At 62.6% G+C, this 24,715-nt stretch carries 14 protein-coding genes; 8 read left to right on the top strand and 6 right to left on the bottom strand.

Annotated elements, in window-relative coordinates:
- Together F4Z81_13790 and F4Z81_13795 are read right to left on the bottom strand one after the other, a co-directional pair.
- Complete coding sequence (locus F4Z81_13790) at positions 1–1,929, bottom strand: pyrroloquinoline quinone-dependent dehydrogenase (protein MXW06118.1); 1,929 nt, start codon at positions 1,927–1,929, stop codon at positions 1–3.
- 213 nt (positions 1,930–2,142) lie between these two features.
- Positions 2,143–3,282, bottom strand: coding sequence for a mandelate racemase/muconate lactonizing enzyme family protein (locus tag F4Z81_13795; GenBank protein ID MXW06119.1), 1,140 nt, complete (start codon positions 3,280–3,282; stop codon positions 2,143–2,145).
- A 233-nt stretch (positions 3,283–3,515) separates the two neighbouring features.
- On the opposite strand from F4Z81_13795, the gene F4Z81_13800 reads away from it, so the two are divergent.
- Positions 3,516–4,049, top strand: coding sequence for a 2'-5' RNA ligase family protein (locus tag F4Z81_13800; protein ID MXW06120.1), 534 nt, complete (start codon positions 3,516–3,518; stop codon positions 4,047–4,049).
- 97 nt (positions 4,050–4,146) lie between these two features.
- Positions 4,147–5,454, top strand: a complete 1,308-nt coding sequence (locus tag F4Z81_13805; protein MXW06121.1) for a UDP-N-acetylglucosamine 1-carboxyvinyltransferase — start codon at positions 4,147–4,149, stop codon at positions 5,452–5,454.
- Positions 5,455–5,568: 114 nt separating this feature from the next.
- Here F4Z81_13805 and F4Z81_13810 read toward each other — a convergent pair whose 3' ends face one another.
- Both F4Z81_13810 and F4Z81_13815 read right to left on the bottom strand, forming a co-directional pair.
- Positions 5,569–7,368, bottom strand: coding sequence for a hypothetical protein (locus F4Z81_13810; protein MXW06122.1), 1,800 nt, complete (start codon positions 7,366–7,368; stop codon positions 5,569–5,571).
- Between the two features lie 19 nt (positions 7,369–7,387).
- Positions 7,388–8,260, bottom strand: a complete 873-nt coding sequence (locus F4Z81_13815; GenBank protein ID MXW06123.1) for a hypothetical protein — start codon at positions 8,258–8,260, stop codon at positions 7,388–7,390.
- A 219-nt stretch (positions 8,261–8,479) separates the two neighbouring features.
- Here F4Z81_13815 and F4Z81_13820 point away from each other — a divergent pair, with 219 nt between their 5' ends.
- Positions 8,480–9,832, top strand: a complete 1,353-nt coding sequence (locus F4Z81_13820; protein MXW06124.1) for a hypothetical protein — start codon at positions 8,480–8,482, stop codon at positions 9,830–9,832.
- Here the strand turns inward: F4Z81_13820 and F4Z81_13825 are convergent.
- Positions 9,829–11,091, bottom strand: coding sequence for an aminotransferase class V-fold PLP-dependent enzyme (locus F4Z81_13825; GenBank protein ID MXW06125.1), 1,263 nt, complete (start codon positions 11,089–11,091; stop codon positions 9,829–9,831). The two genes, F4Z81_13820 and F4Z81_13825, sit on opposite strands and share 4 nt — an antisense overlap.
- Before the next feature lie 306 nt (positions 11,092–11,397).
- Between F4Z81_13825 and F4Z81_13830 the strand changes: the two genes are divergently transcribed.
- The 4 genes from F4Z81_13830 (at position 11,398) to F4Z81_13845 (ending at position 19,423) form a co-directional block, all read left to right on the top strand.
- Positions 11,398–12,438 (top strand): SMP-30/gluconolactonase/LRE family protein, encoded by a 1,041-nt coding sequence (locus F4Z81_13830; protein ID MXW06126.1) that lies wholly within the window; start codon positions 11,398–11,400, stop codon positions 12,436–12,438.
- Between the two features lie 33 nt (positions 12,439–12,471).
- Positions 12,472–14,178 (top strand): hypothetical protein, encoded by a 1,707-nt coding sequence (locus F4Z81_13835; protein ID MXW06127.1) that lies wholly within the window; start codon positions 12,472–12,474, stop codon positions 14,176–14,178.
- 415 nt (positions 14,179–14,593) lie between these two features.
- On the top strand, positions 14,594–17,002 hold the full coding sequence (locus F4Z81_13840; GenBank protein ID MXW06128.1) for an FtsX-like permease family protein: 2,409 nt from the start codon (positions 14,594–14,596) through the stop codon (positions 17,000–17,002).
- A 9-nt stretch (positions 17,003–17,011) separates the two neighbouring features.
- The gene (locus F4Z81_13845) at positions 17,012–19,423 is read left to right on the top strand and encodes an FtsX-like permease family protein (protein ID MXW06129.1); all 2,412 of its coding nucleotides are present in this window, start codon (positions 17,012–17,014) and stop codon (positions 19,421–19,423) included.
- 12 nt (positions 19,424–19,435) lie between these two features.
- On the opposite strand, the gene F4Z81_13850 is transcribed toward F4Z81_13845, so the two are convergent.
- Entirely contained in the window at positions 19,436–20,755 is a 1,320-nt protein-coding gene (locus tag F4Z81_13850; protein MXW06130.1) for an aminotransferase class I/II-fold pyridoxal phosphate-dependent enzyme, read from the bottom strand.
- Positions 20,756–20,957: 202 nt separating this feature from the next.
- Between F4Z81_13850 and metH the strand changes: the two genes are divergently transcribed.
- Complete coding sequence (metH, locus tag F4Z81_13855; protein ID MXW06131.1) at positions 20,958–24,698, top strand: methionine synthase; 3,741 nt, start codon at positions 20,958–20,960, stop codon at positions 24,696–24,698.
- The last annotated feature ends 17 nt before the right edge of the window (positions 24,699–24,715 follow it).

Consider the following 24,715-nt stretch of genomic DNA (forward strand, 5'->3'; position numbering starts at 1 on the left):
TTACGGCAGGCCCAGCACCACCAGTTCCGCCCTTTCCGACGCCCCGCCTATCGGTACGGCGACGTACTGCTTGCCACCCTCCATATAGGTCATGGGATTGCCCGTCGCATTGCCGGGAAGGGGGATTTCCGCGATCAGATCGCCGTTATCCGGATCGAAGGCTCGCAGGAACGCCTCGTTGCTCTCGGAATCGTAGGTCATGGCGTTGCCGCGGTCCGACACCTGCCGGTCCAGCACGATCCCCATCTGGGCGGCGAAAAGCAAAGACGGGGTCAGCAGCGGGAAGGTGCGGCGGTCCCACCCCAGGGGCGCCAGGTCCAGGCCTTCCAGGGCCGGGTGGTTACGAGGTCCGCTGCCCACTGGACTCATCCACACGTGCTCGCCCGTGTTCAGATCGATGGCGGTGATGCGGCCATAGGGCGGTTTGATCACCGGCAGGCCGTCCATGACGGTGGGTCCGTAAGCGAACCGGCCGGTGTACGAATAGGGCGCGTCCTCCTCCTCCGACGCGTTTACGGTCATGATGGCCGGCAGGCTGTAGGACGGCACGTACAGCATGCCCGTCTCCGGGTTCACGGCCGCCCCCGACCAACTCGCGCCGCCCACCAGTCCGGGCACCGCGATCACGCCTCTTGTGGTCGGCGGCGTGAAAAGCGGACCATGGTCGTATTCCGCGATCGCGTCCAGGGCCGCCTGGCGCAGTTCAGGCGTGAAATCGATGAGGTCGTCTTCCGTCAGCCCCTGGCGCTCGAAGGCCGCCGGTCTCGTCGGGAAGGGCTGCGTAGGCGAGGCGGTTTCTCCGGGTACCGTGGACGGCGGCGTCTCCCGTTCCTCGATCGGCCAGACCGGCTCTCCGGTTACCCGGTCGAAGACGAAGGTGAACCCCTGCTTGGTGACCTGGACCGCCGCCTTGATCTCACGGCCGTCCACCGTGATGTCCACCAGGATCGGCGCGGCGGGCAGATCGTAGTCCCATATGCCGTGATGCACGGTCTGGAAGTGCCAGACCCGTTCGCCGGTTTCTGCATTGACGCAGACCAGACTCTCGGCGAAGAGATTGTCGCCCAGCCGGTGGCCGCCGTAGAAGTCGTTGGTAGGCGTGCTGACCGGTAGATAGACGTAGCCGAGTTCCTCGTCCGCGCTCATCCACGTCCACACGTTCGTGCTGCCCGCGGTCTTCCAGGACTCGTCCAGCCAGGTATCGTTGCCGTACTCACCCTCCTGCGGAATGGTCTGGAACACCCATTTCTGTTCACCTGTCCGCACGTCGAACCCGCGCACGTCACCCGGCGGCATGGCTGCGTCGGGCATCCGGTCGACGGCGAAGGAATCCAGCACCGTCGCCCCCACCACGACTGTCCCGCGGACGATCGCAGGCGGACTCGAAACGGCGTAGAGGCTCCGGTCGACGGGACGGCGCAGGCCCTTCGTCAGGTCCACGCGGCCGTTGTCGCCGAAGCCCGGGACCGGTTCGCCCGTTCCCGCGTCCAGCGCAATGAGCCAGGCGTCACCCGTGGCATAGAGGATACGCTTGTCTTCGCCCTCCTCCCAGTAGGACACGCCACGATGGACGAAACCCACGTTCGCGGGCGTACCCTCCTTCCACGTCCCGGGGTCGAACGACCATATCGTTTCCCCCGTGGCCGCGTCGATGGCCGCCACCTGGCTCAGGGCCGTACTCGTGTACAGCACGCCGCCGACCTTGAGCGGCGTCGCCTCGTTCACGAATACACGCAGGGTCGAATCCGCCTCCAGGATGGCGTTGTCGATGGAATCCCAGCGCCACGCGACCTCGAGGTCCGTCACGTTATGCCGGTCGATCACGGCCAGGGGCGCGTACTTGGTGCTCGCGTGGTCTCCGGCGTACGCGCGCCATTCCTTCTGGGAGGCGTCGCCCGTCTGACCGGCGTCGCCGGTACAGGACGACATCACGGCGAGGCACAGGACCGAGAGCGTCAACGTGGTCAATGAACGCAAGCTTTGCATGTTGAAATCTCCTGGAAAACAGGATTAAGTCGAATACCTGCGATGTCTGTTATGTTTCAAGTGTTTCATCACCGTCACGTATACCTTGCGTGGTTAAGTATTGTACAATTGTACAACTCATATGACCTCTATGTGTAACATCGCACCCACGTTCCATCAGATGTAGGACGTCGACCCGTCAGGACGAATGGTACATGTCCGCTGCCAGTGCACGATCTTATTGTCTTTCAGCGCCTCCTCGTCGATTTCGATACCCAGCCCGGGACGATCGCGCAACAACAGGTAGCCATCCTCGGGAAGATATGGATCGGCGATACACTGTTCCCATTCCGTACCCACGGGAAGGCCGTATTCGAGTATCTTGAAATTGGGTGTGGCCGCCGCGAAGTGCACGTTGACGGCCGTGGCCAGCGGACCCATGGGATTGTGTGGGGCGATGGATACGTAGTGCGCTTCGGCGATAGCAGCGATCTTGCGCATCTCCAGCAATCCTCCGCAGACGCAGATGTCCGGCTGTATGATATCGGCGCCGTGGGCTGCCATGAGGTCCAGGAACTCGAACCGTGTGTAGAGCGATTCACCGGTAGCAAGCGGTACCTGCATCTGCGACCGCAACCGTGCCCACGCGGGAATGTGTTCGGGACGCAGGGGCTCTTCGTAGAAATACGGATCGCAGGGCGCCAGGGCGTTGGCGAGTTGCAGCGCCCTGACCGGCTCGAAAATCCGGGCGTGGGGATCGAAGGCGAATTCCCATTCGTCGGGCGTGCGGTCCCTTACATCCTCAAAAAACCGCGCGGCGGCGCTGCAGACCCGGCCCCACCGTACGGCCTCGATATCTACCTGGTAGGGACTCGTCTTAAAGGCCGTAAATCCCCATCGGTCATGCAGTTCGTGCGCCTGGTCAGATGCTTCGCCTGCGTTTCCGCCGACGCTGTGATACACCCGAACGCGGTCCCTGACGGTGCCGCCAAGAAGCATGTAGACCGGAAGCCCGGCGGCTTTTCCACTGATATCCCAAAGAGCGTGATCGACGGCGGACATGACCGCCAGACCCGTACCGCCCGGTGGAAAGCGAAACTGCTGGAACAGCTTCAGCATGATGTATTCGACGCGCCTGGGATCTTCCCCCTTGATCATTTCGAAGATATAGTCGGCAATGGGTTCCACGGACTTGTCGGGACCGATCGAGTAGGCTTCCCCCCAGCCGTACAGCCCCTCGTCCGTCTCCACCTTGACCAGTCCGCGCGAACGGTTTTTGAAGTATCCGGCAAATGTTTTGATGGCGGTGATTTTCATGAACGAGACTCCGGACGAACGGGGTGCTGAACTCCGCAACCGTGGCAGCATCCAGAAAGATTCAAGTGACGAACAGGGGGCGGGTGAGTCTTGAGCAAGATAGACGGGTGGATTCGGGCTGTCAAGGAAGGGCAGGTGCGCCGGAAGCGAGCGGTAGAAGGTGAGTCAGGGCACCAGCAGACGCTGTTTATCGGTGTGGTTGACTTGCCCTGCCCAATGCATATCTTGATTTGATGGGTTACGCGATTGAACTGTTTTATGACGATGCGAGCGAACGGGCCGTTCGCGATATCTGGGACGGTCTGGGCACGGCCCTGGGACAACCCTCGCTGTCGGAACTCGGTGCCCGGCCTCACGTTTCCCTCGCGGTCTACGGCGACGACCTCGACACGAATGATTTCCCGGAGCGGCTGCTCGAATTCGCGCGATCCATCGATCCATTCGACTTCACATTGAGCAGCCTGGGGACTTTCGCCGGCCAGGAGGGGGTGGTGTTCCTTGCACCCGTAGTAACTCGCCGGTTGCTGGAAGTCCACGCGCAATTTCACGAGGTGTTTTCGAAACATGATAACGCGGGCATGGGCTACTACCTGCCCGGCAACTGGGTGCCGCACTGCACGATCGCCATCGACCTGTCGGCGGACGAAGTGATTGAGGCCGTGGCGTACGGTCGTGAGGTCTTCCAACCGATTTCGGGACAGTTCCGTGAGATCGGACTGGTGGAATTCCGACCCGTGAAGGAACGGTTTACCTGTGCACTCGGTTAGTATTAGTATGGACCGCAAGAATGGTTGTCGAAAACATGGTTGTCGAAAACATGGTTGCCGAAAACCCCGTTAGCACATCGAATCTGTAAGGATCCCCATGGCCAGTCTGATCGTCGAAGGCGGTAAACCCCTCTCCGGCACGGTCGTTCCGTCCGGCAACAAGAACGCCGTGCTGCCCATTCTCTGCGCTACCCTGCTGACCGACGAGACGGTGACGATCCGGAACGTGCCGGACATCACCGACGTGCAGAAAATCGTCACGTTCCTCGAGGCCCTGGGCTCCCGGATCGACTGGGACCGGGACGCCGGTTCGCTTCAGGTCAACAACGCAGGATTCCATGACGACACGGGCGAGGTGGCCCTGCCGGAAGGCATGCGTTCCGCCCTGCTCCTCCTGCCCGGCCTGCTGCACCGCACCCGGTCCATCCGCTTCGCGAACGTCAAGGGATGCGCCCTCGGCGTGCGGGAGATCGACCCGCACGTGGACGTACTGCGCGCGCTGGGAGGCCGCATCGTATCGGAAGATCCCATAGAATTCGAGCTGAACGGCCGGTTCAGGGGCGACCGGATCTGGCAGGATTACGTTTCGGTGACCGGGACCGAGAACTTCATCATGGCCGCGGTCCTGGGCGAGGGCAAATCGACCCTGGTCAACGCGGCGTGCGAGCCCAACGTGCAGGACCTGTGCCATTTCCTCAACACCCTCGGGGCAAGGATCGAGGGCATCGGGGCGAACGTCCTGCACATACAGGGCGTGGACCGTCTCGGCGGCGGCACGGTGGAGATCACGCCCGACCATCACGAGATTACGACGTTCCTGGCCGTGGGCGCCATGACGGGCGGCGAAGTGCGGGTCGAGCAGGCCATACCCCATCATTTCGACCTGATCAACCGCTGCTTCAGGAAACTGGGCGTAACCGTCGAATACGAGGGCGATACCGCGCTGGTGCGGAACGGCCAGCCACACCGGATCGAGAACCCCTTCACGTCCAATATCCTGGCCAAGATCGAGGCCGCGCCCTGGCCCTACCTGCCCGCCGACCTCCTGCCCCTGATGATCCCCCTGGCCATCCGGGCCGAGGGATCGATCATGTTCTGGAACAAGGTGTACGAAGGCGCCTTCTTCTGGATCTCGGAACTGGTCAAGTTCGGTGCCCACGCGGTCATCAACGACCCCCACCGCATCATCGTCTTCGGTAACCGTCCCCTTCAGCCGGCCACCGTGGAGGCGCCCTACATCATCCGGGCGGCCGTGGCCCTGTACATGACCGCCGCGAGTATTCCGGGCACCAGCGTCATCAACGGCGCGGAGTCCATCAACCGGGCCCATCCGAATTTCGTGGAGAACCTGCGCGCCCTGGGTGCGGAAGTGTCGTGGGACGGGTTGGAAGAGGAATTAGGGTAGAGCTGCTGAGAGGCGTGGCGTGAGAGGTGCGGTGTGAGAGGAGAGGAGCCGCACTCCAAATTAGCCGCGTGCCCGTCCAGCCGTCGTACCTTCGACCTGGACGTCGATCCCGGCCTAGCCGATCACCCGTATGGGCAGAAGGGGTTTCGAGGCGTCGACCCCGAAGTCCAGCCTGACTTCCTGGTCCCCCTTGCGAAACGTCATCTTGCCCGTTCCGGCAGGGGCGTCCACCCCGGGTGCCTCGTACAGCGGGTAGGCATCGTAGTCGATGGCCTCGCCGTCTACCCTATGCTGGCCATCGAAGTACATTTCCATCCGGTTTCCGTCCAGCGTCTCGACGGCGACGCGGTCGCTCCCCGGCCATCCGGACAGGTCGGGTGGTAAAGCGGCCCGGCGCGCGCAGAACGCTTCAAACGATTGCTCGTTGTCCGCCTCCCTGGCTTCAAGCACCAGTCCGCCATGCAGGTCCGGGATCCTGAGGAGCCAGCCGTCGATCTGGTCGGGATTCGCCGCCAGGTGGCGCATGGCCCCTTCCTCCCGGATTTCCGACCACCCGTAGGGTCCGATCGGATAGAGAGCGACATAGGCGCCGGCGCCGGTATCTCCCATGATCCAGCCGTCGCGCTCCACCCAGCCGATAGACCGGGGCAGAAACAGGTTGATGAAGGGGGCCTCGTCGTCCGGCGGGATCTTGTAAAGGACGATGACGGTGCCCTCGTGCTGCATCATTCGCTCGTAGGGCGACGCGCCGAAAAGCCGATCGGGCCACTGTAGATAGGGCTTGTCGGATCCGATCTGCCGTCTGATCTGCTGCGGATAGCCCACGAGGAAGGCGCTGAACCGTTCCGGGCTCCGATAGGGGTGATTGCAGCAGATCTTGGCCTGCTGATTCTCTCCTCGCCACGTCAGGTCCCATGAAATCAGGTCGATGGGGCCGGCCCCGGGGCCCGGCAGGCCCAGCTGCGACGATCCGAGGGCGAAGGACGGGCTCATATACGTGTACTTTCGGACCTGCCGCGCCTCGTGCTCCACACGGCGGTAGATCGTCCGGGGCGCCTTGGTCTTCTTGACGACGTGGGCTGTGGACCGGTCCACAGCCATCTCCGCGAAGAGAGCTGGGGGCCGGTAAGCGGCTGTGGCCGGCGGGATGCAGAAGCCATGGACGTGATGCTTCGGTTCGAACGCCTCGTCGCCGAAGTACAGATACTGCAGCGCGGAGATCGCGCCGGATTTCCTCCAGGTGTTCTCCCGGTATCCTTCACGGCTGTGTCCACCCGCCCATGCACCGTAGTAGTACTCCAGCGCCATGTCCGCCACGTACAACGAGAGGACCTGCTCGACCTGGCGGCGCAGGTGGGGGTCGGCCGCGTGATCCGCGAGCGTGATCATCGGGACCATGTGCTCCACATGGTACTGCGGGGAGTCGTATTCGTGGTGGCCGTTGACGGCGGTGCGTTCGATCATCCCCAGGATCCAGCGCATGGCCTCGGCGCGGTTGGCTTCCGCAGACAGGCCGTTCCACATGCATTTCGCGTCCGGCCACCGTTCCGCCGCCAGCAGGTTGCCCACGTAGAACATCAGCCAGTGGTTCTCCGTGTTGCCGCGCTCGAGGACGCCGTCCATCATGAAATCCCGGATGATACCCAGGGCTTCCTCCGGCAGTCGGTCGGGCCACCGGGCGATGAGCGCGCCGCAGGGATACACGTGGAACGGACCGCCGGCGGGACGGCCTCCCCATCCATCCGTCTGGTCCGAGAGCGCGTTCCGCACGATGTCGACGACCTTCGCGTCATCCATGCCCATCGCAAGGTGCGCGTTCAGGTCCCATAGGCCGCCGCCGTCCCGTTTCGACCACTGCCGGACGACCCGGTCGGCCCGCTCGTCGACCTGTTTGTTGTAAGTTGCCTGGTCCATGTTTTTTACTTCGGTTTGACTACGCTTCAGGTGCAATGATCGCGCGAACGTTTACGAAACCCGGAATCTGATGCCACGTGTGGCCGCCATCATCCGTGTACCACAGCCCGCCCGGTGTGGCGCCGGCCAGCCACGTCGACATCGAACCGGGATGGCATCGTACGGCCGCGCACAGGTGGCGAGGTCCCCTTCGAACCCAGTGGCCCGACCCATCGCCGATGGCCACGCCGTGTTCCGTGGCGGCAACGATATCGTCGCCGGCCCGCATCAATTCGAAGACCGCGCCGCCGTCCGCCGTATGGCCCGCCGAATCCCAGCGCTCACCATCCTCGCTGCGCCAGATCCCCCGGTCGTCGGTACCCGCCCAGAACTGCCCATGGATACACGCCAGCGCGCGTACTGCGGTACCCGAGATACTGGTCCGCCGCCACGCCGCTCCCGAGTCGTCCGCGATCAGGACGCCGCCTTCGGTGCCGATCAACCACGTCGTGGGTTCTTCCGGATGCACGAGAATGGCATTGGTGAAACGCTCATTGACGCGAAGTGCGTCCGAGTGATGCGTCCAGCGGACCGCCCCGAGGTCGTCGTAGCGACCCGTGGCGATGCCGTAGGGGGATCCAGCAATCACACCCGGCGATCCTTCAATCGATGCGATGGCCATGATCTCGGTAAGCGTCTCGTCGTGAAGCTGCTTCCAGCGGTCGACCTGATCCGAGTCGTTCGGCCACTCCCAGAGTCCGCTGCCCCAGCTCGCGCCCGCCACCAGGCGGCCCGGTTCCCGGATAAGGCTGGAGATGCCGTACTCCTGGGCACCAATGCGCGTCCAGGATCCACCGATGGTGCCGTGGTATACGCCCTTGGATCCGATGAGCCAGTGATCGCGGGGGATCATATCCAGGGTATGCTCCAAGTGAGATGTCAATTAAACTGCGGACATGGGGAGTTCCGGGCCAGTTACCCTCATATCCAGATATACTTTTAACAGAAACAATCGGACAAAAATAACCCGCGGGTACCTACCCACACAATGAAAAACCAATGCAGTGGAAGGGGGGCCAACTAGAACGGGAGTTTTTGACTTGATTCTCCCGCCCGGCTATACTCTCCTACCATGTACCGGACCCTTTTCTGGTTCCTCCTCCCTCTTGTCATCACCGAACTGATCTACGAACTGGGCATCCAGGTCATCAACGGCGGCATCGCCCGTGTACCCCGGCCCACCGAAACCCTGGCCGCGTACGGTATCGCCTGGGGGCTGACGTCTTTCCTGACCGGCACCGTATCCCAAACCCGGCAGATGTCCATGGTCCTCGTCCGGGACCGGGCGACCTTCCACACCGTGTTTCGATGCGTCGCCGGTTTCGGCGGCGTCCACTTCCTCATCCTTGCATGTCTGGCGTTTACACCGGTGGGACTATGGGTGATCGACGAGCTTCATGCCGTGGACCCGGTCCTGGGCGGCACGGTGCGCAGCGCGCTCGGACTCCTGCTGCCCATACCGCTGATCGTGGGCATCACAAGGTTCCTGTCGGGTCTGCTGTTGCGGGTGAGACGGACCGACATCATCAGTTATGCCATGATGGCGGGCATCAGCATGAGCGTGGTGTCCGTGTTCCTGTTCCTCCCTACGCCGACCGTCCAGGCCGATCCCATCCTGCTGCCGGTGGCCGCGACCTACTTCGGCGTCCTGACGGAACTGTCCGTGATCATCTACGGCTACCGGCGATTCGTCCGGCGGACACTGAAGCGGTCGAGCGGGGAAATCGTAAGCGAGGAAATCGAAGGGGGACGAGCGGCCGGGCAGGATGCGGCCGGCGAACCGGTCACCCGGAGACAGCACCTGCTGACCGCCGCCTACGTATTGCGGTTCTACTGGCCCCTGGCCGTAACGATCGGCATTCAGGCCCTGAGCCGGCCCATCATCAACCTCTTCGTCGCCCGGGGCGCGGACGGCACGGAATCCCTGGCCGTGCTCACCATCGTGTACGCCCTTGCGCATCTGCCCTACGGGTGGCTGAACGAACTCAAGAACCTGCCGCCCGCCTTTCAGCGGCAGGACCCGGAGGGCCGGATCATCCGACGGTTCACGGCCATCTGCGGTCTGATTTCCTTTGGGACGATGGTCCTGATGTTCTGGACCCCGGTGAGGTTTTTCCTGCTGGAGACGCTGATCGGCGTGGATCACGATTTCGCCGTGCGCTGCACCGTGCCGCTGATCATCTTCTCCTTCTTTCCGCTTGCCGTCACGATCCGGTCCTACCTCCACGGGATCGCGCTGCGGGACCACCGGACGGGCGCCATCGCACCCAGCGGCCCCGCCCGGGCCGGCGCGATCGTCATCGTCGTGAACGTACTCGCGCTCTTCGACCTGCACGGGGCGATCCGCGGCGTGGCCGCCCTCTACAGTGGGTTTGTCACGGAAACGATCGTGGTACGGTGGCGCATGGGCAGAATCCGCGGCTAGCTGGCGGTCTCCCTCCAGCCCTTCGTGATGTCCAGAAAGGCGTCGATATCCTGCTCGTTGTTGAACATGGCGGGACCCACGCGGATCTGGGCGTTGTTCTCCCGGAAGGACAACCAGACCCCCGTGTCGTTGAGCTGCTTTTCAATCACCTCCTGGTCGGCGCCGTGGTTGAAGGAAACGATGGCGGACTGGTTGCCGGGCGGAGTAAAGACCTCGAACCCCTGCTCGGTCAATCCGGCGTGCAGGCGGTGCGCCAGGGCGACCGTGTGCTGCTCGATCCGGTCGGTGCCCACGTTCAGCAGGTAATCCAGCGACCCGGAAAGCTGGTAGATCGCGGCGAAGGCCGGGGTGGCGTATCCGAACTTCCTGGCATCGGTGTAAATCGTGTACTGGTAGTCGGGGAGCCTTTCGTCCACCATTCTCCAACCCAGGCGGTCGGGCTTCACCACGTCCATCACCGATTCCCGCACGTAGAACGGCGCCACGCCGAAGCCGCCGAGTAGCCACTTGTACGACCCCGTGGTGAGGAAATCGACCCCGGTCGGTCCGACGTCGAGATCGACCATGCCGACCCCCTGGACGGCATCCGCGTACAGGTAGGCGCCGCTAGCATGGGCCACGTCCGCCAGGGTCTTCAGATCGTGGCGATAGCCGTTCCGGTTGGAGATCCAGGCCACGGAAACCAGCTTCGTGTTCTCGTCCACCATCTCGGCGAAGGAATCGGGCGAAGCCACACCGTCCACGTTCCGGACGATGCGCGTTTCGATGCCCAGGGTCTCGGCCAGCTGGCTGTACATCACAAACGACGTCATGTAGTGAAGATCGTCGATCACCACGTTGTCGCCGGCCTTCAGGTCCAGGGAGTTGACCACGATGTTCTCGCCCTCGCTGGTGGAGGACACCAGCCCGATCTCGCCCAACTGTGCCCGGATAAGGCGCGAGAACTTTTCCCGCACGGCTTCCTCTTCATCGAGCATGGCGCGCAAACTGACGGGATCGCGGGACTTGGCCGCGAGGAACTCGATGGTCTTGTCCACCGCGGGCTGGGGCGACGGACCGATGTAGGGCGTATTCAGGTAAAGGTTATCGCTGGCGACCGGAAAGTCCGCGCGAACGCCCAGGGGATCGTCGCCGGTGGGCGGCGCGGCGCTGACATCCGCCGGGGCCTGGTTCGATTCGTCGCTGCATGCGAGTCCGGCGGCGCCGGCGAGGGCGGCCGTGGACACGACGCCCATGAACTCCCGTCTCGATACGGACATGAGTTGCTCCTCTTTGGATGCTCAGCAAGGCTGGTTCTTCGCTGGGGAAAGTGTGATAAGTACTTGCAAACACGGTATGGAAACTGCGGGGAAGCGTCAAGAAAGAACCGGTCAGGCCCGCTCAAAACACTTGACGGTCCGGGCTCCGGTGAAAATACTGTGGCAGGATTGCCATGATGCGCTTGCGATCCGCAGAAAACTGATCCAACCACGACCTACAATTTAACCTTCAGAGCGCTATCCCGAGATAGCGGTTGGCGGAACATGTGATGGATGATGACGTAAACTGACCAAGGAGACCGTACCATGTCTTTGCGTAACACATTCCCACTGATCGGCCTGTTGCTCGCCTCACCCCTCCACGCCCAGGAAGTCGATCCGCCCTTCGGCGATCCGGAATTCATCTCGCCCGACGCCCGCCTGGAGATGGTGTTCAATGAAGGCCTGGCCCTGACGGAGAGTCCCGCCGAGGGTCCGGACGGGATGATCTACTTCAGCGACATCACCTTCACCACGTCCGCAGGTACGGATGGCATACAGGCCGGGCACATTTGGCGCTATGACCCGAAAACGGGCGAGACCACTATTTATCGTTCGCCGAGCGGGATGTCCAACGGCCTCAAATTCGACGCCCAGGACCGGCTCATCGCCGCGGAAGGCGCCGACCAGGGCGGACGGCGGGTGACAAGGACGGATATGGAGACGGGGAAGGCATATATAATCGCCCACGAGTACGAAGGGCGGCCGTTCAACGCCCCGAATGACGTGGCCATCGACGAGCGGGGCCGGGTCTACTTCAGCGATCCCAAGTACATCGGCGGCGAATCGGTGGAACAGCCCGTGATGGCCGTGTACCGCATCGACACGGACGGCTCGATCCACCGGATCATCACCGACGCGGGCAAGCCGAACGGCGTGGTGGTCTCTCCCGACCAGCAGACCCTATACGTGGTCAGCAACGACAACGGTTCCATCGACCTCGGCAAGATCACCCTGGACATCCCCGTGCATAAGGGACGCATGGCCCTGCTGGCCTACGACCTGCACGAGGACGGATCCGCCACCTTCCGGAGCGTCCTCGTGGATTACCTGCCCGAGGACGGACCCGACGGCCTGGTCGTCGACGTCGAAGGCAACCTGTACGTGTCCGAGCGCGACGTGACCCGGCCGGGCATCGCCATCCGCGCGCCGGACGGGACCGAAAAGGCCTTCATCCCCACCGGCGTGCTGCCCACCAACGTGGGTTTCGGACGGGGCGAGAACAGCAAGATCCTGTACATCACCGCGGGTACCGGGCTCTACCGGATCCCCGTGATGAAGGACGGCTACCATCTTCCGCGGGAGTAAATGCGCAACCCTCGCCCCACGCGTCCTTAACCCATGTCCTTTCTAGACTGGACCATCGTCTTTCTTGTCAACGGCGGCATCGTCCTGTACGGCCTGCTGGCGTTCCGGGAGAAGGGCGAAAGCTTCGACTGGTACCTGGCGGCCAAGTCCATGCCCTGGTGGGCCATCGGCCTGTCCGCCTTCGGCACCGCCGTGGACAGCGGCGACTACGTGGCCATCGCCGGCGGCTCGTACCAGTTCGGCCTTTCCCAGCTGTCGCAGTGGTGGCTCGGGATCGCCATCGGCTGGTTCGTGCTTGCCTTTTTCGTCATCCTGCCCATGTACCGGTCTGGCGTATTCACCAACGCCGAGTGGCTCGAGTTCCGCTTCGGGCCGTCCGTCCGCATCATGGCGGTCCTCATCAACATCCAGTCCCGCACCAACGTCCTCGCCAACATCTTCTTCTCCATGTACCTGGTGCTGAGCGTCCTCGCCGGGTTCTCCACGACCGCCAGCTGGTTCGTCGTGGTAGCGGTGGCCGCGTCCGCGACCCTCTACGTGGTCCGCGGCGGCCTGCAGGCAGGGGTGTTTACCGACGCCGTCCAGGGTGTGGCCATGATCATCGGATCCTTCGTGCTCTGGATCGTAGTCTGGGTCCGGGGCGGCGGATGGTCGGGGCTGAACGAGCGCCTGGCCGCCGTGGAACCCGGACTGCCCGACGTGATGCTCCACGTGGGCGGTTATGCGCCGCCCGGCGTCCCCGCGGCCGTGGTCATCCTCAGCTTCATCGTCGTGCTGACCATGTACGCCGTCATCAACCAGTACGAGGCGATCCGGTTCCTGGGCGCCCGGTCGGAATGGGATTTCAAGATGGCCGCGGTGGTGGCCAGCACGGCCACGGCCGTGTGTCTCTGGTTCAACATCACCATGGGCCCCATGGCCCGGGCGGATTTCCCCGCGCTGGAAACCATCGACCAGGCCTATCCCCTGATGATCCAGGCCTACCTGCCCCACGGGCTCATCGGGATCGTCGTGGCGGGGCTCATCGCGGGCGGGTATTCCACCTTCGACTCCATCGGCATCGGCATATCGAGCCTCTTCGTCCGCGACATCTACGCCCGGTTCATCGTGAAACGCGCGTCGGACGCCCACTATACCCGCGTGGGCCGAATCACGGCCCCCTTCATCATGGCCCTGGGATTCGCCTACGTGCCCTTCATCCAGGAGGGCATGCTGGCCTTCTACCTCCGCCTGGCCGGCGCCATCGCCGTGCCGCTCATGACGGTCATCCTCATGGGCGTCTTCACCCGCGTCCACCGCTCGACCGGCATCGTGGGCCTGCTCGTCGGGCTGGCCTACGGCGTGACGGCCATTTTGGGCGAAAGCCTGGAATGGGGACTGCCGGTCTGGTACACCAACACCTGGTGGACCTACCTGTGGAACATCGTGCTGCCCGCCGGCGGCATGCTGGTCGCTTCGGCGCTGATCACGCTTCGGAGCGGTCCCATGTCCGACGAGGCCCTGGAAGGACTCGTCTACGCGCGGGAGAACGACATCCCCTCGGTGCGCAATCGCATGGCCCACCGGCTGAAAGCCCTCGAAGGCACCTGGCTGCAGAAGACCCTGGCCGAGATGCCGGTTCGGGGGGCCTATCCCTTCAAGCCGCCGCCAGGTGGCTTGCCGCTGTTCCGCCGGCCCGGGGTGCTGGCCCTGGGTTACCTGGCCATCGCGTCGGGCTTGCTGTTCGGGGTGCTTTGGTAAGGGACCGGCGCCAACCCCGAGGCAGGATCCTTCTGGCAAGTTTCCCGGCTGCCCTTTCCTGACGATCCTTTTCCGACTATACTGTAAGCAATGTGCCCGTTCTTGAAACAACCGGCAAATTTGGCGGGTCTTAACATCAATCCAATTGCAGCAATCCCATACCGGGATAATCCCGCCGTTAATACAAGGAGTACATGATGAGCACATTTGGAATGACCGAGTTAATCCTGATTTTCATTGCGTTATTCTTAGCACTGCCCATCTGGTTTACCTATAAAATTATCAGCCACAGATTACGGAATAGAAACAAACCTTGAGGAATCCATTTAAAGAGGATTCCGTATAAAACGGGCTCATCCAGCGTTCATTTTCCAACCCTTTCGGGACAAAACCACCTCGAAACGGTTCCCCCTCAATGTTCAAGAACTACCTCACCACCTCATTGCGAAACCTGCTCAGGCACAAGGGCTATTCGGCGATCAACGTCCTCGGGCTGGCCATCGGCATTGCCTGCTGCGTGCTGATCCTGCTCTACGTGCAGGACGAACTCAGCTACGACCAGTATCACGAGAAGAAAGACCGGATATACCGCGTGGCGGAATCCGCGACGGTAGCGGGAAGGTCCATCGAAGCCGCAGTTACGCCCCCGCCCTGGGCCCCGGTGCTGGCAAAAGACTATCCTGTCATCGAGGCGTATACCCGGATCAAGCCTCCGGCCTCCCGGTGGCTGATTCGGTACAAAGAAAAGCGGTTTTACGAGCGGTATTTCGCCTTCGTGGATTCATCGTTCTTCGACATTTTCACCTTCCCCCTGGTTCAGGGCGATGCGAAGACGGTCCTGGCCGACCCCCATACCGTGGTGCTGTCGGAATCCATGGCCGACAAGTACTTCGGGGACGAGAACCCGATCGGCGAGGTCATTACGGGCGATGACCTCTATGAGTTCACGGTTACCGGCGTCATGCGGGACATGCCGAAGAACACTCATTTTCATTTCGACTTTCTGGCCTCCTATGCCTCCCTGGCGCCGCACGGACTCTACAGTGAACCGTCCACGATGCAGGACCAGGGCTTCAGCCACGACCTGTTTACCTATTTACTTCTACGGGAAGGAAACGCACCCGAAGACCTGGAGCGGGAATTTCCCGGATTCCTGGACAAGTACCTTGGCGAACTGCTCACGTCCGTGGGCATCGAGGCCCGGCCCTTCCTGCAGCCCATCACGGATATCCACCTCCATTCCAACATGGAAGCCGAAATCAGGGCGAACAGCAGTATCCGGTACGTGTATATCTTTACCTGCCTGGCCGTCTTCGTCCTGCTGATCGCCTGCGTGAATTTCGTGAACCTGTCCACCGCCCGTTCCGCCCGCAGAGCGCAGGAAGTCGGCATGCGGAAAGTGCTCGGCGCCTATCGGAATCAACTGATCAAACAGTTTACGGGCGAGTCGATCCTGGTCTCCCTGATCGCCCTGTTCATCGCACTGGGCCTGGTTCACATGCTCCTGCCGCAGTTCAACCTGTTGTCCGGCAAGACGCTGGCGATGGAATACCAGTCCACGTGGCTGGTGCCGACCCTGGCGGGCATTGCCCTGGTGACGGGGATCATCGCGGGCGGATATCCCGCCTTCATCCTGTCCTCCTTCAGGCCGGTGGCCGTCCTGACCGGCGCGCTCAAGGCGGGGGCGTCTCATTCGCTCCTCAGGAAAGTCCTGATCACCTTCCAGTTCGGTATTTCCATCCTCATGATCATTGGCACGCTCGTAGTCCTCGATCAGCTGGAATACATGCAGAACAAGCCCCTGGGCTTCGATGAAGACGACCTGGTCGTCGTTCGCCTGCCGGATGAGGAAGCCCTTAATGGCTATCCCGCCTACAGGGACGCCTTGATGCAGTATCCTGAAATCCGGAACGTGAGTACGGCGAACAGCATACCCGGGGGCCAGACGAGCCTCAACCTGGTTACGCCGGAAGGGGTGCAGGAGGATGAAAGTCCGGTGTACCAGATGGTCCAGGCGGACTTCGGCTACATAGAAACACTCGGCATCGAGATGGCGTCGGGACGCACGTTCTCCCGGGCATTCGGCTCGGACGCCAACGCCTGCCTGATCAACGAGGCGGCCGTCCGGACCCTGGGATGGGAAGACCCGATCGGCAGGACCTTCAGGTTAACCGGCGAGGATGATGACCCGCCCCTGAGCGTCATCGGCGTCATGGCGGATTTCCACGTCCAGTCACTGCACCAACCCATAACGCCGCTCATGGTGCGTCTGGATGCGGACCCCGCTCCTTTTATGGTCGTCAGAGTACAGGGCGCTGACGGATCACGTGGACTAGAAACACTCCAGGATCAGTGGCGGAAGTCGTATCCAAGCCATCCCGCCATGGATTACTCGTTTCTCGATGACGATCTTAAGCAACTATACCAGGCCGAACAGCGACTGGGTTCCGTTTTCATCGCCGGTGCGGTGCTTTCGATCCTGATCGCCTGCCTGGGACTGCTGGGGCTTTCGTCCTTCATGGCGGAGCAACGGACCCGGGAGATCGGCGTACGGAAGGTCCTCGGCGCTACGATATCGAACGTGATCCTGCTGTTGTCGAGGGACTTTACCTGGCTGATCCTGTTGGCATTCGTGCTCGGAGCGCCGGCGGGATACTACGCCATGCACTCGTGGCTGGAAGACTTCCCATACCGTATCGAGCCAGGTCTGGGGGTGTTCCTTTTCGCGGGCGTCGCGGCGCTGTCGGTCGCCTGGCTGACGGTGGGATATCAATCGTTTAAGGCTGCCACGGCCAACCCGGCGGAAGCGGTGCACGCGGAGTGAAACGGCACCATGATCCGAAACTACCTGACCATCGCGGTTAGAAACCTGCTCAGGCACAAGGGTTATTCGGCCATCAATGTCCTCGGGCTGGCCATCGGCATGGCAAGCTGTGTGCTGATCCTGCTCTACGTGCAGGACGAACTCGCCTACGACCAGCATCATGAGAAAAAGGATCGGATCTACCGCATCGCGGAATCCGCTGTGATAACGGACCGGCCGATCGAAGCGGCCGTCACGCCCCCGTCCTGGGCGCCGGTCCTTGCGCGGGACTATCCGGAAATCGAGCTGTACACCCGGATCAAGCCGCCGGGCTCCCGCTGGCTCATCCGGTATGAGGAGAACCGGTTCTACGAGCGGTACTTCATTTTCGCGGACTCGTCGGTCTTCGACATCTTCACCATCCCGCTCGTACAGGGTAACCCCGCGACCGCCCTGGTCGAACCGCATACCGTGGTGCTGTCCGAGTCCATGGCCACCAAGTACTTCGGAGACGAGAACCCGATCGGGAAGGTGATCACGGGGGACGATCTCTACGAGTTCACCGTAACGGGCATCATGCGGGACATGCCGCGGACCTCCCACTTCCATTTCGATTTCCTGGCCTCCTTCTCCACACTGGCGCCGAATCAACTGTACTACAGCGATCCGGACGACATTCAGAACGGCGGGTTCAACCACGACCTGTATACCTACCTGCTGCTCCGGGAAGGCGCCACGCGCGAGGAAATGGAATCCAGGTTCCGCCCGTTCCTGGACAAGTACCTCGGCGAAGTGCTCCAATCCGCCGGCATCGTAGCCAATCCCTACCTGCAGCCGCTCACGGAGATTTATCTGCATTCCAACATCGAAGCCGAGTTGCGGCCCAACAGCGACATCCGTTACGTCTATATCTTCACGTCCCTGGCCGTCTTCATTCTCGTCATCGCCTGTGTAAATTTCATGAACCTGTCCACCGCCCGCTCCGCCCGCAGGGCGCAGGAGGTCGGGATTCGGAAGGTCCTGGGCGCGCAGCGTATCCAGCTGATCCGGCAGTTCATCGGAGAATCGGTACTGCTCGCGCTGCTCGCACTGGTCATTGCCCTCGCACTGGTGCACCTGCTGCTGCCGCAGTTCAACCTATTGTCCGGCAAGGACCTGGTCATGAACTACGGTTCGGCCTGGCTGGTTCCAGCCCTGGCGATCATCACGCTTTTCGTCGGTTTCGCCGCCGGAGGATATCCCGCCTTCCTGCTCTCCTCCTTCAGGCCGGTGGCCGTGCTGACCGGCGCGCTGAAGACCGGCGCCTCCCATTCAGTACTCAGGAAGGTGCTGATCACCTTCCAGTTCAGCGTCTCGATCCTCATGATGGTGGGCACGGCCGTGGTCCTCAGCCAGCTGGAATTCATGCAGAACAAGCGGCTGGGATTCGAAAGCGAGCACCTGGCCGTCGTCCGCATGCCGGATGAAGCGGCCCTCAGGGGATATGGGGCCTACAAGAACGCGGTGCTGCAGTATCCCGAGATCCTGAAGGTGAGTACTTCGAGCAGCGTACCCGGCGCGCAGACCAGCCTGAACCTGTTGACGCCCGAGGGATTGCCGCCCGACCAGAGCCCGGTGTTCCAGACGATCTGGGGGGACTTCGACTTCGCGGAAACCATGGCATTCGAGCTGGCCGCCGGACGTTTGTTCGACACCGCCTTCGCCACCGATTCATCGGCCTGCCTGATCAACGAGACCGCCGTGCGCGCCCTGGGTTGGGAAGAGCCGATCGACAAGACCTTCCGGTTCGCGGGATCGCCGGAAACCGCCTCGTCGCACAGGGTGATCGGCGTCATGAGGGACTTCCACCAGCACTCGCTGCGCCAACCCATTGAACCCCTCATGATCCTGTTCAACGCGCCCGGGCCGTACATGGTCATCCGGATGCGGGGGGAGGACCCGCGGCGGGGCATGGAGATCCTGCAGGACCAGTGGCGGCAGACCTATCCGAACCACCCGGCCATGGAGATCTCGTTTCTCGACACGAACCTCGAGCAACTGTACTCCGCCGAACAACGGCTGGGCAGCGTCTTCATCGCCGGCGCCGCGCTTTCCATGCTGATCGCCTGCTTGGGGCTCCTGGGCCTTTCGTCCTACATGGCCGAACAGCGGACCCGGGAGATCGGGATCCGAAAAGTGCTCGGCGCGACGATATCGAACGTGATCGTGTTATTGTCCGCGGACTTTACGAAACTGGTCCTGCTGGCCTTCGTGATCGGCGCACCCGTGGGATACCTCGCCATGGGAGCGTGGCTCGAGGACTTCCCTTACCGGGTCGAACTGGGTATCGGCGTTTTCGTATTGGCCGGTCTGGTCGCGCTGATTATCTCCTGGCTGACAGTGGGATACCAGGCGTTCAAGGCGGCCTCGGCCAACCCGGCGGACGCGGTACATGGGGAGTGAGGGGGGATTACTCTAACTGCTCACCAGCACCTTCTTCAGCGCCGCGATAAAGGCCTCGTTCTCCTCGGGCAGGCCGGCGGTGACGCGGATCCAGCCTTCGATATTCCAGCGCGCCCTCGCGTTGCCCACCAGGACACTGTGTTCCTCGCGCAGCCGGCGGACGAGTTCGTCCACGTCCGTCTTCATGTTCATCATCACGAAACTCGACTCGCTCGGCGCGTATTCGATGCCCATGGCGTCCAACTGCTCGTAGAAATAGCGTTTCCCCCGGCTCACCAGTTCCTGTGACCGACCCAGGTGACTCGTATCGTCGAGGGCCGCCGACGCGGCGTGGGTGGACAGCAGGGTGAGTGTGTTGGCCCGGTGGCGGCCGATCCGCTCGATCACATCCGGTTGGGCGACTGCATATCCCACCCGCATGCCGGCCATGCCGAAGACCTTGGAAAAGGTGCGCGTCACGATCACGTTCGGATGATCCGCGACCAGCGATGCCGCGCCTTCGCGGTCTGCCTCGTTCTCGGCGAATTCGATATAGGCTTCATCGACGAGGACCAGGACACGCTCAGGAATCGACTCGACAAAGGGTCTTAACTGAGACATGGGGGTCAACTGACCCGTGGGATTGCCGGGGGTGGTCACGACGACCATGGCGGTCCGGTCGGTCACGGCCGCGCTGAGACCGTCCAGATCGGGTTTCATGCCTTCCAGCAAGGGAACCCGAACCGGTTCCGCGTTGGCAACGCCGGCGAACCGGGTGATGAAACCGAAACCCGGCAGGCTTTCCACGACCTCCGTGCCCTCGCGAACGTAAGCGTGGCCGATGGCGAAAAGCAGATCCGACGACCCGGCGCCCACCGCGATCCACGCGCCAGGTACCGGGGCGAAGGGGCTATCCGTCCACTCCACCACGGGGACGCCGTGCCGGCGGGCGAGCTTGCCCAGCAGGTCCGGGTTCTGGCCATACCGGTTGATGCTGGTCACCAGGGACAGCACCGCCTCGACCGCCCGGGGTGACGGACCCAGGGCGTTCTCGTTGGAATCGATGCGCACCAGGCCCGGGGGTACGCCCCAACCGCGTACGGAAGGGCCGCCCACCATCTGGGCCACGGCCTCATAACTGCCAAACGAAATCGCACCGGCACCGGCCAGGGCGCCTTTCAGGAATCCCCGGCGCGAGAGCCCCGACCTGGACCGCGATAGCCCCGGCCTGGTCGTGGTACTTGCTTCTTTTCTGTCGGACATTGGAACACTCCTAACCCGGATTGTCGAATGCTCGGATTGTCGATCCGTGGTAGACACCTGTCGATTTCTTGTTATTACTTCATGATACATCGGCGTATCACGGATGGGAAGACCAATTGCGTGGACCTTTACGCCCCCGGAACTTGACGCACGCCGACGTTGGCGCTCTCACCGACCTTAACGTGCGCTCCGACCTTGACGATCCCCCGGACCTTCCGTAGATTTAACGCAGAGATGCGCGTGGCGGCGTTACGGCCACCCGCGTAGTACATCCCCCTGGAAGGAGACCGCGATCTTCAGCCAGTTCCACCCCGTATCAACTGAAACCCACCTCCTGCTGGACCGGTTGCTTTCCGAACGCATCCTCATTTTCGACGGCGCCATGGGGTCGGTCCTCCAGGGCCATGCACTCGACGAGGCCGATTTCCGCGGCGATACGTTTAAAGACCATCCCGTTCCGTTGCGCGGCGACCTCGACCTGCTGTCGATCACGCGGCCCGAACTCATCGAACAGGTCCATAGGGAGTACCTGGACGCCGGCGCCGACATCATCGAGACCAACACCTTCAACGCCACGGCCATTTCGCAGGCCGACTATGGCCTGCAGGACCGGGTTTACGATATCAACGTGGCGGCGGCAAAAATCGCGAAACGGGCTGCCGCGGCCGCCATGGCCGCCGATCCGGCCAGGCCGCGTTTCGTGGCCGGCACCATGGGGCCTACCACCCGGTCGGCTTCCGTCGCCTCCGACGTGAGCGATCCGGCATTTCGATCCGTGACTTTCGATGAGCTGGCCGCGGCCTACGGCGAGCAGGCCCGCGGACTCCTCGACGGCGGCGTGGACCTGCTGCTGGTCGAGACCCAGATCGATACGCTCAACATGAAGGCCGCGCTGTACGCCATCAACACCCTCTTCGACAAAGGGTCGCGCCGGGTGCCGCTCATGGCGTCGTTCTGCATCGTCGACGCCAGCGGCCGAACGCTCTCGGGCCAGACCGTGGAGGCGTGCTGGACGTCCATACGCCACGGGGACCTGTACAGCGTGGGGATCAACTGCGCCCTGGGCGCGACGGATCTGCGGCCCTACATCGAGGAGCTTTCGGCCATCGCAAACCTCCCGGTGACCTGCTATCCGAACGCGGGGCTTCCGAACGAACTGGGCGGCTACGACGACACCCCGGACTACATGGCCAGGGTGCTGGGGGACTTCGCCGAAGAAGGATGGATGAACATGGTCGGCGGATGCTGCGGCACGACACCCGCGCACATCGCCGCGATCTCGAAGGCCGTCAAGCAGCGGGGCAAACTGCGGGTCCCCCACCCCGTCGAACCCCTGTCCCGGTACAGCGGACTCGAAACCTTCACCGTCCGGCCCGACAGCAACTTCACCATGATCGGCGAGCGGACAAACGTGACGGGTTCGCGCAAATTCGCCCGGCTGGTCCGTCAGGAGAAATACGAGGAAGCCCTGGGGGTGGCCCGGCAGCAGATCGAGGGCGGGGCGAACATCATCGACGTGAACATGGATGAGGGCCTGCTCGACAGCGAACGGGCCATGACCACCTTTTTGAACCTGATCGCGTCCGAACCCGACATCGCCGCCACGCCCGTGATGATCGACAGCTCAAGCTGGCCGGTCATCGAAGCGGGATTGAAATGCGCGCAGGGCAAGAGCATCGCCAATTCCATCAGCCTGAAGGAAGGCGAGGAGGTATTCAAGACCCAGGCCCGCATGGCAAAACGGTACGGGGCCGCCGTGGTGGTGATGGCCTTCGACGAGGAAGGCCAGGCCACGGATACGGACCGCAAGGTGGAGATCCTGAGCCGTTCCTACAGGATCCTCACCGAAGAGATCGGCATGGACCCCACGGATGTCATCTTCGACCCCAACATCCTCACCGTCGCCACGGGCATCGAGGAACACGACGACTACGCCGTGAACTTCATCGAGGCGGTCCGACGGCTCAAAGAGCGGCATCCCCTGGCCAGGGTCAGCGGCGGCGTGAGCAACATCTCCTTCTCCTTTCGCGGCAACGACCATATCCGGGAGGCGATGCACGCCGCCTTCCTGTACCACGCCATCCAGGCAGGCCTGGACATGGGCATCGTCAACGCGGGGCAACTGGCGATCTACGAGGACATCGAACCCGAGACGCTGGCCATGGTGGAAGACGTCCTGCTGAACCGCCGGCCCGACGCCACCGAACGGCTGCTGGAATTCGCGGCATCGCGTAAAGGCGAGGCGGCTGAACGAATACGAAGGGACGAGGAGTGGCGCGACGACAGCCTGGAAGAACGCATCTCCCACGCCCTGGTCAGCGGCATCGCCGACTACGTGGAAGAAGACATGGACGAGGCGCTGCAACGCTACGACCGTCCGCTGCACATCATCGAGGGGCCCCTGATGGCCGGGATGTCCATCGTCGGCGATCTCTTCCAGGAGGGGAAGATGTTCCTGCCCCAGGTGGTCAAGAGCGCGCGGGTCATGAAAAAGGCCGTAGCCCACCTGGTGCCGCACATGGAGGCCGAGCACGGCGACGGCGGGAAGAGACAGTACCAGGGGACCATCCTCCTGGCCACGGTGAAGGGGGACGTGCACGACATCGGAAAGAACATCGTGGGCGTGGTGCTCGGGTGCAACAACTACCGCATCATCGACCTGGGCGTCATGGTCCCGGCGGAGAAGATCATCGGAACGGCCGTGGACGAAGGCGTCGACCTCGTCGGACTGAGCGGGCTGATCACCCCTTCCCTCCACGAGATGATCCACGTGGCCCGCGAGATCGAACGCAATGGCTTCGAACTGCCCCTGCTCATCGGCGGGGCCACGACGAGCCGCAGGCACACGGCGATCAAGATCGAGCCGGCCTATCACGGGCCGACCGTGCACGTGACGGACGCGTCCCGGGCCGTGGAAGTCGTCGGCAGCCTCCTCAGCGACGATTTGAGATCCGACTACGCCGGGCGGGTCCGGGAGGACTACAGGAAGATCCGGGATACTTACGAAAGCCGTACGCCGCGCGCGCCTCTTGTACCCTTCGCCGATGCAAGTGCGCGGCGGTCCGTCCTCGAATGGTCAGCAGCGACCATCGAGGTACCCGAATTCACCGGGGTCCGCATCGACAACGACTATCCGCTGGATGAACTCGTTCCCTTTATCGACTGGACGCCCTTCTTCGGTGCGTGGGAGTTGAGGGGTCGTTATCCCGCACTCCTGGAGGACGAAAAGGTCGGCGAGGAGGCGCAGAAACTCTTCGTGGACGCAAGGAATCTGCTTGATGAGATCGTGGATGGAGGATTGTTGCGGGCCCGGGCTGCGTGGGGATTCTTCCCCGCCCATTCTACCGGAAACGAAATCGTGCTTTTTGATGACGCCGCGAGGTCGGAAGCGCTCGCGACCTTTCCCATGCTGCGCCAGCAGCGGCCCCGGTCGGAAGACGGGCCCTGCCTCGCGCTCTCCGATTTCGTGGGTCCCGAGGGCACGGAGGACTACATCGGCGCCTTCGCGGTCACCGCCGGCATCGGTCTAGATGCATTGGTCAGGCGGTACGAGACCGATCACGACGACTACCGCGCCATCATGGTCAAGGCGCTCGCCGACCGGCTGGCCGAAGCGTTTGCGGAGCAAACTCACCAAAGGGCCCGCCACGCCTGGGGTTACGGACGGGACGAGGACCTCTCCGGAGAAGACCTGATTCGGGAGAAATACCGCGGGATCCGACCGGCGCCGGGATATCCGGCCTGCCCCGACCACACCGAAAAACGCCGGCTCTTCGATCTGCTGCAGGCCGAGGAAAGGATCGGCGTTTCGCTGACCGAGAGCTACGCCATGGACCCGCCGCCGTCCGTCGCCGGCCTCTACTTCGGCCATCCCGAGGCTCGATATTTCAACGTGGGGAAGATCGGACGCGACCAGGTGGAAGACTACGCAAGCCGCAAGCGGATGACCGTCGAAACCATCGAACGTTGGCTTGCGCCAAACCTGGATTACGAGCCGGTGGGAGGTGCCACGGAAAACCAACCAGCGAGTTGATGCTGCGTTTTCCTGCC

This window comes from Gemmatimonadota bacterium (assembly GCA_009835325.1).
Taxonomy (GTDB): Bacteria; JAAXHH01; JAAXHH01; order JAAXHH01; family JAAXHH01; genus JAAXHH01.